The sequence below is a fragment of the Paenibacillus sp. N3/727 genome, assembly GCF_022637315.1.
Taxonomy (GTDB): Bacteria; Bacillota; Bacilli; order Paenibacillales; family Paenibacillaceae; genus Paenibacillus_AQ; species Paenibacillus_AQ uliginis.
Genome location: NZ_CP093336.1, coordinates 1,359,928 through 1,375,456, shown reverse-complemented (window position 1 = coordinate 1,375,456; position 15,529 = coordinate 1,359,928). Strand labels below are relative to the sequence as shown.

General features: G+C 48.2%; 11 protein-coding genes. 3 read left to right on the top strand and 8 right to left on the bottom strand.

The annotated features are described in order from the left end of the window. Window positions 1-79 precede the first annotated feature (79 nt). The 3 genes from MNQ98_RS06085 to MNQ98_RS06075 form a co-directional block, all read right to left on the bottom strand. Window positions 80-1,198 (bottom strand): sugar ABC transporter substrate-binding protein, encoded by a 1,119-nt coding sequence (locus tag MNQ98_RS06085; protein ID WP_241932389.1) that lies wholly within the window; start codon window positions 1,196-1,198, stop codon window positions 80-82. A 695-nt stretch (window positions 1,199-1,893) separates the two neighbouring features. Next, entirely contained in the window at window positions 1,894-2,529 is a 636-nt protein-coding gene (locus tag MNQ98_RS06080) for an SGNH/GDSL hydrolase family protein (RefSeq protein WP_241932388.1), read from the bottom strand. A gap of 237 nt (window positions 2,530-2,766) precedes the next feature. After that, complete coding sequence (locus MNQ98_RS06075) at window positions 2,767-4,515, bottom strand: ABC transporter ATP-binding protein (RefSeq protein WP_241932387.1); 1,749 nt, start codon at window positions 4,513-4,515, stop codon at window positions 2,767-2,769. Between the two features lie 134 nt (window positions 4,516-4,649). Between MNQ98_RS06075 and MNQ98_RS06070 the strand changes: the two genes are divergently transcribed. The 3 genes from MNQ98_RS06070 to MNQ98_RS06060 all read left to right on the top strand — a co-directional run bounded on the left by MNQ98_RS06070 (window position 4,650) and on the right by MNQ98_RS06060 (window position 9,800). Next, on the top strand, window positions 4,650-6,092 hold the full coding sequence (locus MNQ98_RS06070) for an ABC transporter permease (protein WP_241932386.1): 1,443 nt from the start codon (window positions 4,650-4,652) through the stop codon (window positions 6,090-6,092). A gap of 319 nt (window positions 6,093-6,411) precedes the next feature. Continuing rightward, window positions 6,412-7,920, top strand: coding sequence for an ABC transporter permease (locus MNQ98_RS06065; RefSeq protein ID WP_241932385.1), 1,509 nt, complete (start codon window positions 6,412-6,414; stop codon window positions 7,918-7,920). A gap of 56 nt (window positions 7,921-7,976) precedes the next feature. Beyond that, entirely contained in the window at window positions 7,977-9,800 is a 1,824-nt protein-coding gene (locus MNQ98_RS06060) for an ABC transporter substrate-binding protein (protein ID WP_241932384.1), read from the top strand. A 154-nt stretch (window positions 9,801-9,954) separates the two neighbouring features. On the opposite strand, the gene MNQ98_RS06055 is transcribed toward MNQ98_RS06060, so the two are convergent. The 5 genes from MNQ98_RS06055 to MNQ98_RS06035 all read right to left on the bottom strand — a co-directional run bounded on the left by MNQ98_RS06055 (window position 9,955) and on the right by MNQ98_RS06035 (window position 15,441). After that, window positions 9,955-10,398 carry an OsmC family protein gene (locus MNQ98_RS06055; RefSeq protein ID WP_241932383.1) on the bottom strand — a complete coding sequence of 148 codons (444 nt, stop codon included), beginning with the start codon at window positions 10,396-10,398 and terminating at the stop codon, window positions 9,955-9,957. Window positions 10,399-10,655: 257 nt separating this feature from the next. Continuing rightward, a complete protein-coding gene (locus MNQ98_RS06050) occupies window positions 10,656-11,825 on the bottom strand; it encodes an N-acetylglucosamine-6-phosphate deacetylase (protein WP_241932382.1) in 1,170 nt (389 codons plus the stop codon). Beyond that, on the bottom strand, window positions 11,822-12,598 hold the full coding sequence (locus tag MNQ98_RS06045) for a glucosamine-6-phosphate deaminase (protein ID WP_241932381.1): 777 nt from the start codon (window positions 12,596-12,598) through the stop codon (window positions 11,822-11,824). The genes MNQ98_RS06050 and MNQ98_RS06045 overlap by 4 nt, the downstream gene beginning before the upstream one ends. Window positions 12,599-12,623: 25 nt before the next feature. After that, window positions 12,624-13,886 carry an AGE family epimerase/isomerase gene (locus MNQ98_RS06040; protein ID WP_241932380.1) on the bottom strand — a complete coding sequence of 421 codons (1,263 nt, stop codon included), beginning with the start codon at window positions 13,884-13,886 and terminating at the stop codon, window positions 12,624-12,626. Between the two features lie 34 nt (window positions 13,887-13,920). Beyond that, a complete protein-coding gene (locus MNQ98_RS06035) occupies window positions 13,921-15,441 on the bottom strand; it encodes a sodium:solute symporter family protein (RefSeq protein WP_208915527.1) in 1,521 nt (506 codons plus the stop codon). Window positions 15,442-15,529: the final 88 nt, after the last annotated feature.

Genomic DNA, 15,529 nt, shown 5'->3' with positions numbered 1-15,529 from the left:
ACTTGACAATGTGGATCACCTTCCCTCCAGAAAAAATAGGGCGCCCTTATCAATGGACGATAAGAGCGCCTGCGGCATGTTATTTACCGTTCGCCTGCTTCAAGGCTTTCATCCAATCCTCTTCAAAGTCGTCACTTGCGCCCCAGCCCGGAATAATATTGCTGAGATTGACCATGTTCACCGCTTCGCTCGATTTCTCAAGACTTGCGCGGTCAATGAGTGTCGCTTCTAGATTGTGCGTGGCAGGCGTTTCCTCACCCGCAATTTTTTTCGCCAACAGCCGTACATTGACCGCTCCGATCATCTTCGGATCTACTGCAGCGGTAGCCACCCAAGGGCTATCTGGCTTTTGCATGATCTCCAGATCCGAATTCGATACGTCGATACCGTAAATTTTAATCTCGGTACGTCCTGCTTCGATCAATGCTCTTGCAGCCCCGATCGCAAAGGCGTCCCAACTGGCGTAGATTGCATCAATTTCACCTTTCGGATGTTTCGTGAGCATAGCAGCCACCGCATTTTGCGTATCGACCGAGGTGTCAGCACTGGCTACGCCGAAACGCTCTACTTCCTTAATGCCTGGATTGTTCTTAAGCGTTTCCTGATACACCTTGTTACGACGCACCATCGGCGGGAATCCGTCTACCCACAAATAAACGATGTTCGCTTCGGCTCCCTGCTCCTCAATCATCTTGTCCAGTGCAAACTTGGCAAGCGCCTCATCATCCTGCGATGTCAGGGTTACACCCTTGATGTCCGCAAGCTCCGGTACAGAGTCAAAAGCAACAACAGGAATGCCCTTCGCGTTCAGCTTCTTGACATCTTCTACGGTGGCCGGATCATCACCATGCGACAGGAGAATTCCGTCATATCCGTTATCCGCTGCCTGAGCGATTGCATCGTGGAATTTTGCCGAGTCATTATTTGCAGAGAACGTATCTACTTTAAAGCCCATAGCTTCGCCCTCTTGCTTGGCTCCTGCTAGGAATTGCGCGGTATGATCATCGCCTCCGATTTTACGGATTGCCATCAATTTAATTTCCTCTTTATCAGCTATACCTGCTGGCAGGTTCTCTACTTTCGCTACTGGCTTTGGTGCACTTCCGCTTTCTTTACCAGACTGGGCGCAGCCTGCTGTCAAAATAACAATAGATAACAGTAGGCTGGTCAACTTGTACCACGACTTACTCCCCTTCATTTCTCTCTCCCCCTAGTTATGTAATACCACAAATTTATTACAAGTAATCCTATCGGATTTAAATGATAGAGTCAATACATTTTTCATATACCATTTTTCATATGCTTTAACACAGGCTCTACTCAAAACATAGCTCTTGCGCATTTCAGCAGTCCATTATGATGTAAGACATACACCGCGCGCAGCTTCCATCACGATGCGACGTTACATGCCGACGGTCTTCAGTACGGCGTCAGTACTCGAAGGAAACTACTTACTTGTAAGGGTGTGACTATTCATATCATCCAATAGGTTCAGTGAGTGTTGTATTAAATGCAACTTTATTCCGAGATATAGCGGTGAAGGACGAATTGTTGCATGAAATACAACAATAGGGATTGGGAATCATCTAATTACCTCTTTCCTAAAAGGATTGTTGTAGAATCTACAACAATATCAGCAGGTTCAGGCATTCTGTTCGCCCAATGTTGTATAACATACAAAATTACTATAACCCCCCCAATATTCGGGGGCCTGCCGACTTCTTATCACAATGAAAAAGAGCCCCGATAGGATTCATCCTTGTCGGAGCTCTTATGAACTTAAATTTCATTTCCCGCAGACTTCAACGTTCTTAGGAATATATCAACCTGATATTCCTGCGTTCCGAAGGGCCGGCTATACATACTTACGTACACATTTTTCACACCAATGCTTTACTTAAAGCCTAGACCCATCGTTTCCATCCAGGCCCGGGCAATCAGCGCGTGACCAGCTGGAGACGGATGCACACCGTCCGGCGCCCAATAAGCCGGTTCACGACGCGCAGCAGCTGCAGCAAACAGTCCGTCCAATGGAACGAGTAGCGCATCAAATTCAGCTGCAAGCTCTCTTACCGCCGTAATCTTCGGATCGAGATCCTCGCGCCACGCCTTGCGGTCTTCAGGATATGGCAGCACGAATGGCTCCAGAAGGATCAGCTTGGCATCAAGCGTTTCCTTCGTCTGCTCCAGCAATTCACGATAGCCTTGCTGAAAATCTCCCAGACTCGTAGGGTCTTGGGAATCGTAACGACGCCAGCAATCATTAATGCCGATGTATACCGATACCCATGTCGGTTTCAGATCGAGACAATCCTCCTGCCACCTAGCTTGCAGATCTTTAACCCGGTTACCGCTAATCCCCCGGTTCAAAAAGGTAATATTCAGCTCCGGATGGCTCATGCCTACCAGACCCGCCGTCATCAACGGATAGCCCTTACCCAGATCAGCCGGATTATTCCGGTCTCTACCGGCATCAGTAATGCTATCGCCTTGAAAAAGTATAATATCATCCTTCTGCAATCGATTCATTTCTCTTCCTCCTAAGTAGGTCCGGCTTACTCGCCGTATTATTGGATATAGTTTTATTGGCTACTTTCATACCATACTCCTCCTTCTTCATCAGAAAGAGGGTCAATCTCTGACTATCCTCCGGTCCCTCATGTATATTGTTAAGTTTGAACGATAAATAAATCTCTCTGCGCAAAAAAGGAGTTCTCTCCCCAGGTATCGAATGGACCTGGTAGAAAACTCCATTGTTTATTTATATTATGCTGAGGTGCCGATCGGCTGTGCGACCCAGTGCCCTTTAGACACCTCAACCAGCTCGGAATGCTCCAGATTGTATTGATCCGCCCCGGTACGTTCCTCCATCAAGACCCGCTTTTTCTTCGACTCTACTTTCGGATCCGGAATCGGAATAGCTGACAATAATGATTTGGTATAGTCATGCTGTGGGTTGGAATACAGCTCTTCACTTTCCGCCAGTTCAACGATCTTCCCCATGTACATCACGGCTACACGATCACTGATATGCTTGACCATCGAAAGGTCATGGGCAATGAACAAATACGTGAGTCCAAGCTGCTGCTGCAGCTCTTCGAGCAGCTTCACAATCTGTGACTGGATGGACACGTCTAGCGCAGACAGTGGTTCGTCACATACGATGAACTTCGGCTCCACTGCTAGCGCACGAGCAATGCCGATCCGCTGCCGCTGCCCGCCCGAGAATTCATGCGGATACCGGTTGGCAAAAGCCGGATTCAAGCCGACCATGTCGAGCAGCTCCTCGACCCGCTTTCTGCGCTCCTGCTTGCTTCCCGACAGCTTGTGAACGTCTAGTGCTTCGCCGATAATATCGACGATCTTAAGCCGCGGGTTCAGCGATGCATACGGGTCCTGGAAGATCATCTGCATGTAACGGCGCATCGTCTTCATCTCCGAGCCGGTCAAGCGGTTCACTGCCATGCCCTGGTACAGAACCTCGCCGCCTGTTGGCTGATGTAACCGGAGAATAGCCCGTCCGGTCGTCGATTTACCGCTACCGGATTCACCTACGAGACCAAGCGTTTCACCGGCTTGAATATGAAAGCTGATATCGTTAACAGCCTTCAGTACATTGCCTTTCCCCATATCGAAGTGCTGCTTGAGCCCGCGTACTTCGAGCAGAGGACGCTCGCGGTCCTTGTCAGTCAGAATGAGCGGTGTCGGCTTCGGTTTTTTCTTCTCGTGCAGCCGTGGAAGGGCATTAAGCAGCTTGAGTGTGTAGGGGTGCTGAGGGTTATCGAAGATTTCCTCTGTCGTTCCGGTCTCCACGATAACCCCATCCTTCATCACGGCAACGCGATCACACATTCCGGCGACAACGCCAAGGTCATGAGTGATCAGGATAATCGACGTGCCGAAACGTTCCTGCATATCTTTCATCAAGTTCAAAATTTGCGCCTGAATCGTAACGTCGAGCGCAGTTGTCGGCTCGTCCGCTATAAGCAGCGACGGACGGCAGGCCAGTGCAATAGCAATCATGACACGCTGACGCATACCTCCGGAAAATTCGTGCGGATATTGATTGTATCGCGTCTCGCTGTTCGATATGCCGACCAGCTTCAGCATGTCCAGAGCTTGTTTTTTCGCTTCTTTCTGTGACAGCTTTTGGTGTTTGATCAGGCTTTCGGCAATCTGTTCGCCGATTTTGATCGTTGGATTCAGGGATGTCATCGGATCTTGAAAGATCATCCCCATATCACGGCCCCGAATGCTCTCCATTTCCTTCTCGGTTTTGTCCGCAAGGTTATCACCTAGGAAGAGGATCTCCCCTTCCTTCATAAATGAAGGAGGCGAAGGCAGCAAACGCATGATTGAACGTGCCGTAACACTCTTGCCGCTTCCGGATTCGCCGACAATGCCGAGTGTTTCTCCTTTATTCAGTTCAAAACTGACGCCCCGTACGGCGTGAAATTCCGAATCACGGGATTGAAAGGATACGCTCAAGTTTTTCACCTGTAGTATCGGTTCCATATAAATTCGCCTGCCTTATTTGTGTCTATCATGAGATGAACTCACTTAATCTATTGACTTTTAAATAGCGCTAAAATAAAATATACTATATCACTCGGAATAATGCAATTTCAATGAAGGAGGCACGACACCTTATGGGGGTGACGGAAGCAGCAGGCCATCGCCAGCTTATCAGTAACATCAGCATCACGTACCGTAAAATCCTTCTTAATCCTTCATATAAATATTTACTTCTACTATTGGGAGCACCGGTCAATCTGGTGGTCTTCCTTATTTATATGTTTCAGAGCAAGAAGGACGCATATACTTCGTTAAGGTCCAAGATTCAGGCTGAGCTGATCTCCACCGGTTTCCGGGACAAGCTGAGGACAGAGCAGTTGGAACAGCTTAAACGGAAACATGAATTTTTCGGACAGAAGGTCAGTGAGGAAAAATTTAACCGGGAGCTTGAGACCTTAACGGAATCACGGTTCCGGGAAGTTGTTGAGGAACGTACACGCAAGCAGTTGGAACTCAACGGGAAGAAACGCCTGACTTTTGCGGACACTTTTGAATCACTCATTGCTAATCCCGTCTTTTTCGCAGTGTCATGGATCCCGGGAATGCTCATGTACATACTTCTTTTTTTGTACAGCAGACCTTATCTGAAGTTTATTTTTGAAAGACTTATCATGAGTGTGTTTGTCATTTTCGGTGTAGCCGTTCTCGTCTTTACGATCTTGCACCTGTCTCCGTTTAATCCGGCAGCGAACATACTGGGGGAAACAGCGACCAAAGAACAGATTGCGGCATTCAACCAACTACACGGACTGGATCAGCCTTACTGGACCCAGCTGTGGAATAACATTAAGGGAATATTCACTTTTGATCTTGGTAAATCCTTCTCGGGCAGTGAAGAAATTACGAACAGCATCGCAAGAAAGTTTCCGGTGACGCTGACGCTGACTGTAATTTCACTACTGTTCGCCATGATCATCGCCATTCCAGTCGGAATTATCTCGGCAACGCGGAAAAATTCGTTCTTCGATTATACGTTTATGTTCATCGCGCTGCTGGGCTTGTCCATACCGAACTTTTGGCAGGGATTGATTTTCATCCTTAATTTCTCGATCAAGCTGCAATGGCTGCCGGCCACCTATAATCCGCAGAACTGGCTCTCGATGATCATGCCGGTCATTGTGCTGGGAACGGGGCTCACCGCAGCAGTTGCAAGAATGACGCGTTCCTCCACACTGGAGGTTATTAATGAAGATTATATTTTGACCGCCAAAGCCAAAGGGCTAGGAAAGCGGCAGGTGCTTCGAAAGCACGCTGTGCGCAATGCCCTCATCCCGATCATTACCGTCATCGGACTACAGTTCGGAGGTATGCTCGGCGGTTCGGCAGTTACGGAAAAAGTGTTTAACATTAGCGGTATCGGCAGCTACATCGTGGATAAGCAGTTCATTCCCGATATTCCGGCCATTATGGGCGGGGTCGTGTACACGGCCATCACCATTTCACTGGTCAACGTCATTATTGACATTATGTATGCCTTTTTCGATCCGCGTATCCGTTCTAAGATGAAACAATACTAGTTCGAGTCAAGTAGAAACCCATCCGTCGTCCTTCTTAAAGGACGATAGCGTTTCTGCGAGAAATATAAGCCAAGTATAAATGAAATCTTATACTTTCTTATATTTTCAAAGAGTCAGCTTTTCAGCACCGAGAAGGTTGGATGAAGCCAGAGACTGAGAAGCGGAGCGTAGGCAAAACCTACGTGAGCATGCTTTCGAAGTATGTTTCCTTCGGAAACATTTTAGCTGAATTCAAGATTCGACGTCGATTTCGCCTCCTGATTCACTGCGTGATCAAAAGTTGACTTTTTGAACATTCTCTACTAAAGCAGGTGTACTCATGATCAAGAAGCTTTTTAACCATCGCCAAACCCAGTACCAGCTGAAGTCCTCACAGGAGTACAGCCAATCCGGGTTCACGTGGGTCGTCTCTTTAACCTTAACGATAATCCTGCTGCTGAACAGCTACAGTTTCGGGAGCGGAAGTTTAAGGCCGTATGTATTTGCCGCTTTTGTCGTTTACGCTTTGTTTACGCTACTGCAGGTGGTCATCACGGCCCTGATCCGGAGGGATCTGCTTCGTGACGGAGAGATTAGGCGCTCAACCCGCGCACTCGGCTATATCCAGCTGCTGAGTATTTTTACAGGCAATGTGTTTGTAACAACCTTTGGTTTTAATCTCATAAAAAAACAAAAAAGTCCCGAATATTCAATCGCCGTTTATATGCTGTTGACGCAAATATTCGTAATCGCCTTATCGGCCTTGAATATGTTCAAGCCTTACGTAGCCGAAACATTTCTGCCAGGAATGGCAGCGCTGGTGCTGGTGACAATATTCCATCTGGTCGCCCTGCTGCTCGTTGCAAAATACGTAAACAACCACTACGCGCACCCGCGGCTGAAGTGGCTTGCACTGCCGCTCATCCTGACGGCGGTGACGGGCAATATCTTTGCCCTCGTGCTCGGCTTCAACTTGTTGTCCAAGATCCGCAAAAATAGCAATCCGGCATCCACTCGCTGGGCGGACGTCTGGGTGCGGATCACCGGCAATACTACGGCTATGCTGGGACTGTTCTTTATCATCTTCCTGTTTACCGTATCTGTATGCAGCCTGTTTACGTTTGAATACAGCTTCGCGGTAGACAATAACTATTCGGCAATTCTGCAGCAGCCAAGTCTGGCATACCCGCTCGGAACCGATGATTTCGGCCGTTGCCTATATTCAAGAATCGTGTTCGGCGCCCGCATCTCACTCATCGTCGGGTTTATGTCCACAGTTATTCCGCTCGTAATCGGAGGCATTCTCGGCGCGATATCCGGATATTATGGTCGCCATACGGACAATATTATCATGCGTCTGCTTGATATTCTGTACGCGATTCCCGGTATTCTCCTTGCGATCGCGATTATCGCCGCTTTCGGAGCCAATACGGTCAACCTAATCATCGCACTCAGCGTTGGGGCCATTCCGACCTATGCAAGAACGATGAGAGCGAACGTGCTACTCGTGTCCACCTACGAATACGTGGATGCGGCGCGTGCATTCGGCTCAAGCAATCTATCGATTATTTTTAAGCATATCGTTCCGAATTCCCTTGCTCCGATGATCGTTAAATCGACCTTGACCATTGGGGGAGCGGTTATCTCCACAAGCAGCTTAAGCTACCTGGGACTTGGGGTTGAGCCTCATATCCCAGAATGGGGAAACATTCTGAAGATCGGCAGTACGTATCTCGAAACCAACTCGTATCTGGCTATTTACCCGGGGCTCGCCATTATCGCTCTAGTATTGTCCTTTAACTTCTTGGGTGACGGATTGCGGGACGCGCTGGATCCCAAGCTCGATTAATTATAGTTTATTACTTTTTTCAACATATATATATATAAGATCAGGAGGAAATCATCATGAAAAAAAGAACACTTTTACTGCTGCTGCTTACGTTAGTACTGGTAATCAGCGGCTGCACCGTAAAAACCAAAGACGAATCATCGCAGCAGCCATCTGAGCCAGCAGGCGAGAAACCGGCAAACCCGTCGGCAGAAACGATTGAATTGCTCGCTATGAGCTCACAAGAATCGGATGTGAACATCATCCGTGACCAACTCACCAAAAACGGCTTCAATGTAAAGCTCAATCTTCAGCCCGACTACGGTAGCTATAAAGCTCAGCAGGATGCCGGTAACTATGATGTTATCCTCTCTAGTTGGACAACCGTAACCGGTAACCCTGATTATGCTGTTCGTTCCCTGTTTAAGACCGGCGGTGACTACAGCATCATGTCCGATGAAGAAGTTGACAAACTGGTTGACCAAGCAGCAACGCAAACATCAGAAGATGCCAAAGAAACCTATAAACAGCTGGAACAGCGTCTCGTCACTGATAAAGCCTACATTGCACCGCTGTACATCTCGCTGAAGAGCCAAGCGTTAAACAAGGACATTCTCGACGAGAACTCCGTGCGCTTGTCCAAATCCCGTTCCCTTCCATGGGAAGCTGTTGATTTCAAAGACCAATCCAAGCGTGACAAAGAGCCGCTGGTTCTGGCCCAATCGACTTCAACACTGACATCACTTGACCCAATCAAAGGTAACGACGGATCGATCAACATTATTAACACAAACATGAACGTTCGACTGATCAATCTGACTGATGACGACAAAATTACGTCCGAAGGTTCGCTGTCATACAATCACAGCATTGCCGAGGGCAACTCCGAATACTATTTCATCCTAAGAGATGACATCAACTTCGCCAAAGTGGACAACAAGCTGGCCGTAGATTCCGGCGAACGTGTCGGTGCTGACGACGTGGTGTTCGCCCTGAACCGTGCCAAGGATAAAGACTCCGTTCCGGATCACCGGACATACACGTTACATGAACATATCAAGGATGTAGAGGTTGTTAAAGACCTTAGCGCCCTGGATGCTGTCAAAGTATCTGGAAGCGACGAAACCGTAAGACAATCTCTGGAAAAAGGGCTGGAAACCAAAATTTCTTCCCTCGTTACCGATAAAAATCAAGCAAGTACCAAGGACGGCAAATACCAGGTCATCAAATTGACGACCACAGAGCCATTCCCGCAAGTACTGAACTACCTGGCTCACCAATCGGCCGGTATCGTATCCAAGAAACAGGTTGAGAGCATCAACACATATGATGTAGCCAAATTTGATGTGAACAAGGACATTCCTTATGGAGACCAGAACACGGTAACCGAAGGTGACAAGTACAACAACACCCTGTTTGCCAGCGGTCCTTACATTCTGTCTTACAAAAATGATTACGAAGCTGTGTTCTACAAAAACCCTGGTTATATGAAAGGCACTGAGCATGAGCCTAAGATCAATCAGGTAAAAGTACGCTTCATCAAAGATGCCGACAGCACGTTGTCCGCATTGCGCAGTAACGAGATTCACATGTACTATGGCGTTCCGGAAACGAAGTATGATGTTGTCAAAGGCGACAGCAAGCTGAAGCTCCAGTCCATCGAGAGCAACGCCGTTTCTTACCTGCTCTTCAATACCAAGAACCGCGATATTGCGAAGAGTGAAGATCTGAGAAAAGCCGTACTGTACTCCATCAACCAGGATGAAATCCTGGCGTACTACAACAATAACAAGATCAAGGCCTTCTCCACCGTCAGCCCGATGATCAAAACTGGTAATGAGCTGAAAGCCGATCCGGCGAAGGTGAAAGAGCATCTAGCGAACTATCAGGCTTCAAAATAATAAATTGCAGCAAGTAGAAACGACGCCGTCGTCCTTTGAAAAGGGCAACGGCGTTTCTGCGAGAAATATAAGAGACCTCTTACAGTCCATGGACTGCGGGAGGTCTCTTTGATATATGTACATATACGGTATAGCAAAGTACATTTACGAACAATTAAGCTTCGATGATAATTTTGTTTAGCTGCAGATTGACCGGATTATTGATCGTATCTCCTACAGGACAGGTACGTTCGATGAATTCCACGAACTCTTCAACATTTTCTCTCGCTGCGTCAGTCTTAATATGAATGTTATATCTTACATCCGAATATCCGCGGCGGACATCGGATTTATTCATAAATCCGTCGGTATCCAGATCTCCTTCTACCTCTACCCAAAAGTCCTTCAAATCAATATTAAATTTACGGGCGTATACACTTGCTACGATCGACTGACAGGCACCGAGTGCACACAGTACCAGCTCCACCGGATTCATTCCTTCATCCGTACCACCTAAAGATTTCGGCTCATCAATCGTAATCTCAAAATTTCTTGATTTCGCTTTAACAACCATTCCCTGTTGCAGATGTGCAGTTGCTTTAAAAGTTTCTACAGGCATGACGATCCCTCTTCTCCATAAATTTAGATAATTATACCACATTTAACCGGTAGGATTAATAGTTTTTACATCAAAATTTAAAGGATCCTACCTCTAGGATAGACCATGTAGACATTTAGTAATGTGAATATAAACACAAAGTATTTAAAGGAAGGTTTAATCTCACGCAGTGAACTAGGCTTCTCTTCAAGTACGCTAAAAAGAGGTTGTTTCTCAGCTTAAATCCTAGCTGCTCGAAACACACCTCCTTCTATGCATTATGCTCTTGTATATACCGACTGACCGCCTTTGATTGTCTGACAAACGGTCACGTCTTTTCCCCGCATATCAAACAACACAAGATCCGCTGCTGCACCCACAGCCAACTCACCAGCATGGGGACTGTCGACAAACCGTGCAGGCCGAATGGATGCCATATCCCAGGCGTTCTTAAGATCCGTCAGCCCGCTGCTAACCAGCTTGCCGATACCCCATGTCAGCATTTGGGCCGATCCTGCCAGCAATTCCGGCTGCTCGGCAACGCACAGTCTCCCTTCCTCCGTCAGCTGCACTCTTCCCCCAATATGCATGTCGTAGGTTCCCGGCGACATACCGCTTAATGACACCGCATCACTAACCAGCATCAACCGGTCCCCTTTGGCCCGGAGTGCAACCTTAATGAAGCTATCCGGCAGATGAAAGCCGTCCGCAATGATACAGGCGTACAGCGAATCCTCGGCCAGCTGTTCCCATATGTAATTCGGATGACGCGGTAGCATCAAATGCGCTCCATTGCCAAGATGCGTAGATAACCGGGCGCCAGCCTTTACAGCTTCCTGAATCTGCTCCGGGGAGGCAGAGGTATGCCCAATAGATACAATCACTCCGTTATCCACGCAGCGCTCAATAAATGTCGGGGCACTCTCCCATTCCGGTGAAATCGTCACTATGGAAATCCTTCCGCCAGCCGCCTCCTGCCAGCGCTGGAAAAGGTTCCAATCCGGGGCCTTTACGTACTGCCTGTCATGAGCTCCGCGCGGTCCATCTTCTGGCGTAATGAACGGCCCTTCCAGGTGAATACCGATAACGCTGTGCTCCACGTTCGTATTTTGATCACAGGCTTTGGCTATCGTTCGTGCAGCGTCCTCTATCTCCTGATCTCCGTTCGTAATGATCGTTGGACAGTACGCTGTCACCCCGGTTTGCCATAACTGTTCCGTCACGGATGCAACCATATCGACGGACAACGGATGTGTATTGAAATCTCTTCCACCGTATCCGTTGATCTGAAGATCAACCAGTCCAGGTCCTATAAACGGCAAGTCCGAATGGTCTGCCGAATCGTATGGGCTGACATTCACGATCTGTGTCCCCTGTATCTTTACTTGGACGGGTCTTCCTGTCCCATAGTGAATGCCGCTAACAGTCCATGAATCTTCAAGTTTCATGATTCTGGCTCCCCGTAAGCTGCCGTATCCGTATATAGCGTGCAGTCTTCGTGTTGGCGCAGAATGGTGGACGGGCAAGCTATCGACATTTCATCCTTCAATGTCCGCTGGACAGCATCTTTCTTCGTATTTCCCGGTACCATACAGAACAATCTTTTACCCCTCATAAGTGCAGGAATCGTTAGTGTTAACGCATGTGTGGGAACGAGATCCATCGACTCGAAGCAGCCGTCGTTTACCTGCTGCTGCCGGCACACTTCGTCCAGCTCCACCGTTTTCATGAGATCGGGATCGTTGAAATCGGCAACGGGTGGATCATTAAAGGCGATATGTCCATTCTCCCCGATCCCCATGCAGACAATATCAATCGGTTCATCCGCGATAATCTCGCTATAACGTCGGCACTCCTCTTCCGGAGAATTCGAACTCTGGATCAGATGTACTTCTGCAGGATGGACAAGGTCGAATAACCTCAGCTTCAGGAAAATCCCGAACCTTTGCGGAGCATCTGAATCAAGTCCGATATATTCATCCATATGAAAAGTTGTCACGCGAGACCAGTCAATGTCCGACTCCTTCACAAGCGTCTCCAAAAACTCATTCTGTGAAGGAGCTGCCGCAAATATCATACGCACCTGTTCCTGCTTATCTAACAATTCTCTCATATGTGCCGCGCAATCCAGTCCAGCCGCTCTTCCGAGCATGGAACGGTTCTCATACACCTTCACCTTTAGCCGATCAACGATCCTTTCCACCACAGTCGGCAAACTCATCTTTAACTCCTCCAATTGTTATATTTTATTCTTTCACTCGCTTCGTTAACAGCTCCACCAACAGCAGCATGTTCCGCAAAATATGATATGGATCCTTCACCGGCAGCGCGACGATTTTATCCAGAGGTTCATTATGCCGGTTCCGAATCTGAATCCACTCTCCCACATCTGGATCTGGATTCGGAAATACCTTAAACGTAAAATCGTGGATTTGTTCGTGCCAAATACGAAACGCCTCATCCCCGCTCATCTCATAAGCCAACAGCGTCGTATACAGCGACTCAGAATGCGGCCACCACAGCTTGGTATCCCAGGAACCGAGGATGAGACGTTCGTTCTCATCCCCAGTGAGAGTTCCCTTGGGCTGACCGCCTTTATAATCGACAAAGCGGAGCAAACCGCCATACTCGGTATCCCATCCGAGCTCCAAGGCATGTTTGGTGATGTCACACGCCTGTTCAATGACATCCTTTCGTCTGTGCCTCCCGGCTGTTTTCATGACAAACCACATGCATTCAATGGTATGACCCGGATTTACATAGCGGCACAATAAGGTCTCTTTCTTGCCGTTGACACCCTGTTCATCCACCATTTCGAATAATGTGCCGTCTTCAGCTGCAAACTGGCCCACAATGGTCTCCATAAACCGGACGGAATTATCATCCACATCTTGAGCCCGGGCATGCTGGAATTGTCCAAGTACCTCTGCCAGCTCCTGCGAAACGTTCAGCATGATCATCGAGTAAGCATGCAGTTCAAGCCCTTCCGGAGCCGGATACGGCTCACTGCGGACATTGGCGCTGCCCAGGCGTCTCACAATAGAGTTGTACAGCTCAAGCGCTTGTAACAGCACATGGAGTTCTCCGCTAACCCGGGCATATTCGGTAAATCCCAGTACGACAAAACAATCGGCATAAAAGCTCGTATCATACCCGGCGCCCGGAATACTTTCTTTCCGTTCCCCCGTCTCGGTCAATAGAAAAGCAATACTGCCGCTTTCTAAAAATGCATGCTCCTGTATGAACTCCACGGCAGCCCGAGCCTGCTCCAATAGTGGCTCCGCCTCACCTTCCATCATTCCCTGCTTGCGAAGCCATGCCAGACGGGACCAAATCCATATAAACCTTCCTTGTGACCATGTATATTTATCACTGGATAATCTCTCGGTTCCCCGGTTATTAAAACAAGTAAACACGCCTCCATGCTCCCCATCGACGGCTCTCATCCAAAAGGGCAGCAGTGTCTCATCCACTTGACGACGGTAAACATTAAGCAGATCTGCAGTCATGATTCACACTCCTTTCCTCTCTGATTCTCCATTGTCAGCTTGCATCGATGGCTGTTCCTGCAGGCGGCTTGCCTCGTACAGCATCTTCATCGTTATTCAGCGCATTTAGCAGCTCATCTACTTCCGGACGTACTTTTTTGTTCGGGTTCAGCCAGCCCATGCCCGCATAAATAACCAGCGATGTTAAGACAGGTGAAGCGACCACCGCAGCTGTGCTCAGATCCGGAATTACAAACTTAACTAGAATAAACACGATGATCCCTGCACACCAGGACGTAATTGCAGCGGCCGAACCGCTCCGGCGGAACCAGGACAGCAAACCGAGCAGCATCGGAATGGAGATCGGCCCGACTAAACCTCCAAACCATATAATGAGCAGATCCAATACACCGCCGAATGATTTTGCGTTCATGGCGATCACGACGGTAATCAATATAAAGATGAGTACGGTTAGTCTTACGGCGAACAAAGAAGTTTTATTTTTGTTAAACCGTTTTGGGAACATCGCAGGTAAAATATCTCGCGTGACCACAGCCGTTATAGCATTAGCATCGGACGAAGTCATTGCAAGTGTCTGAGTGAACATCGCAATAAGCACCATCCCAACTAGTCCGCTTGGCAGCAGTTCCGTTGCCATAATCGAATACGATTTTGTCGGGTCTTCCAAGCCCGGAAACAGGATCGGAGCTGCCCACATCGGGTAAAAAATAAACAACGGCCAGACAAGATACAGAACAGACGATAAAAGAGCGGCTTTTTGGGCGTCCTTCCCCCGCGGGGAGGCAATGAACCGTTGAGCCAGATTCCACGTCCCTCCGTTGTAACTGAACGTATATATGAGCAGGTAAGCCAGGACAAATCCTAACGTGTACGGCTCCCGCAGCGGCATAGAATTTTCGGCTGGCAAACGGTCCCACATCGTTAGCAGCTCACCGAATCCTCCCAATTGCGTCGCTACGGCAACAATCATGGCAGCGGCCGCAATCAGCTGAACAATAAACTGTCCGAAATCATTCAGCGCATCTGCCCATAACCCTCCGATAGCCGTGTAAAATAAACCTATTGCCCCGGAAATGATAATACCGGTCACGAGATCCAGCCCTGTGAACACATTTAGAATCACGGCGATCGCAGCCCATTTTGCCCCTACGTCAAACACTTTTAGCAGTACCCCGCTCCAAGCCATCAGCTGTTGTGTCGGCACATTATACCGAATAGACAAATACTCCATTGGCGATTCGATGTTCAGCCGAAGTCTAAGTCTTGCCCACCGCGGAGCGAACAAAATGGATCCCGCAAACACACCGATCGCAATCGGAACGGCCCACCAGACATACATCGTAAACCCATAGTTGTAAGCTACGGCCGCGTAAGCGACGAATACCGCAGCACTATAGCCAGACATATGGTGTGATACCCCCGATAACCACCAGGGCAGCTTGCCCCCCGCCGCAAAAAAGTCGTTACTGTTCTTTACTTGCTTCAAAGACCAGTAAGTCGCACCTATGACAAGTACAATATACACACCGATGACAATCAGATCTGCTAATTTCACGATAAACTAACCTCCTCAATGAATGGCTTTGGCTAGCAACATGTATAGCTATAACTGTATTTAATCCAAGCTGTCGATTTAATCGGTA

Coding starts and splice junctions, on each gene's coding strand:
- MNQ98_RS06085 (WP_241932389.1), bottom strand. CDS start 1,198: ATGAAGGGGAGTAAGTCGTGGTACAAGTTGACCAGCCTACTGTTATCT.
- MNQ98_RS06080 (WP_241932388.1), bottom strand. CDS start 2,529: ATGAATCGATTGCAGAAGGATGATATTATACTTTTTCAAGGCGATAGC.
- MNQ98_RS06075 (WP_241932387.1), bottom strand. CDS start 4,515: ATGGAACCGATACTACAGGTGAAAAACTTGAGCGTATCCTTTCAATCC.
- MNQ98_RS06070 (WP_241932386.1), top strand. CDS start 4,650: ATGGGGGTGACGGAAGCAGCAGGCCATCGCCAGCTTATCAGTAACATC.
- MNQ98_RS06065 (WP_241932385.1), top strand. CDS start 6,412: ATGATCAAGAAGCTTTTTAACCATCGCCAAACCCAGTACCAGCTGAAG.
- MNQ98_RS06060 (WP_241932384.1), top strand. CDS start 7,977: ATGAAAAAAAGAACACTTTTACTGCTGCTGCTTACGTTAGTACTGGTA.
- MNQ98_RS06055 (WP_241932383.1), bottom strand. CDS start 10,398: ATGCCTGTAGAAACTTTTAAAGCAACTGCACATCTGCAACAGGGAATG.
- MNQ98_RS06050 (WP_241932382.1), bottom strand. CDS start 11,825: ATGAAACTTGAAGATTCATGGACTGTTAGCGGCATTCACTATGGGACA.
- MNQ98_RS06045 (WP_241932381.1), bottom strand. CDS start 12,598: ATGAGTTTGCCGACTGTGGTGGAAAGGATCGTTGATCGGCTAAAGGTG.
- MNQ98_RS06040 (WP_241932380.1), bottom strand. CDS start 13,886: ATGACTGCAGATCTGCTTAATGTTTACCGTCGTCAAGTGGATGAGACA.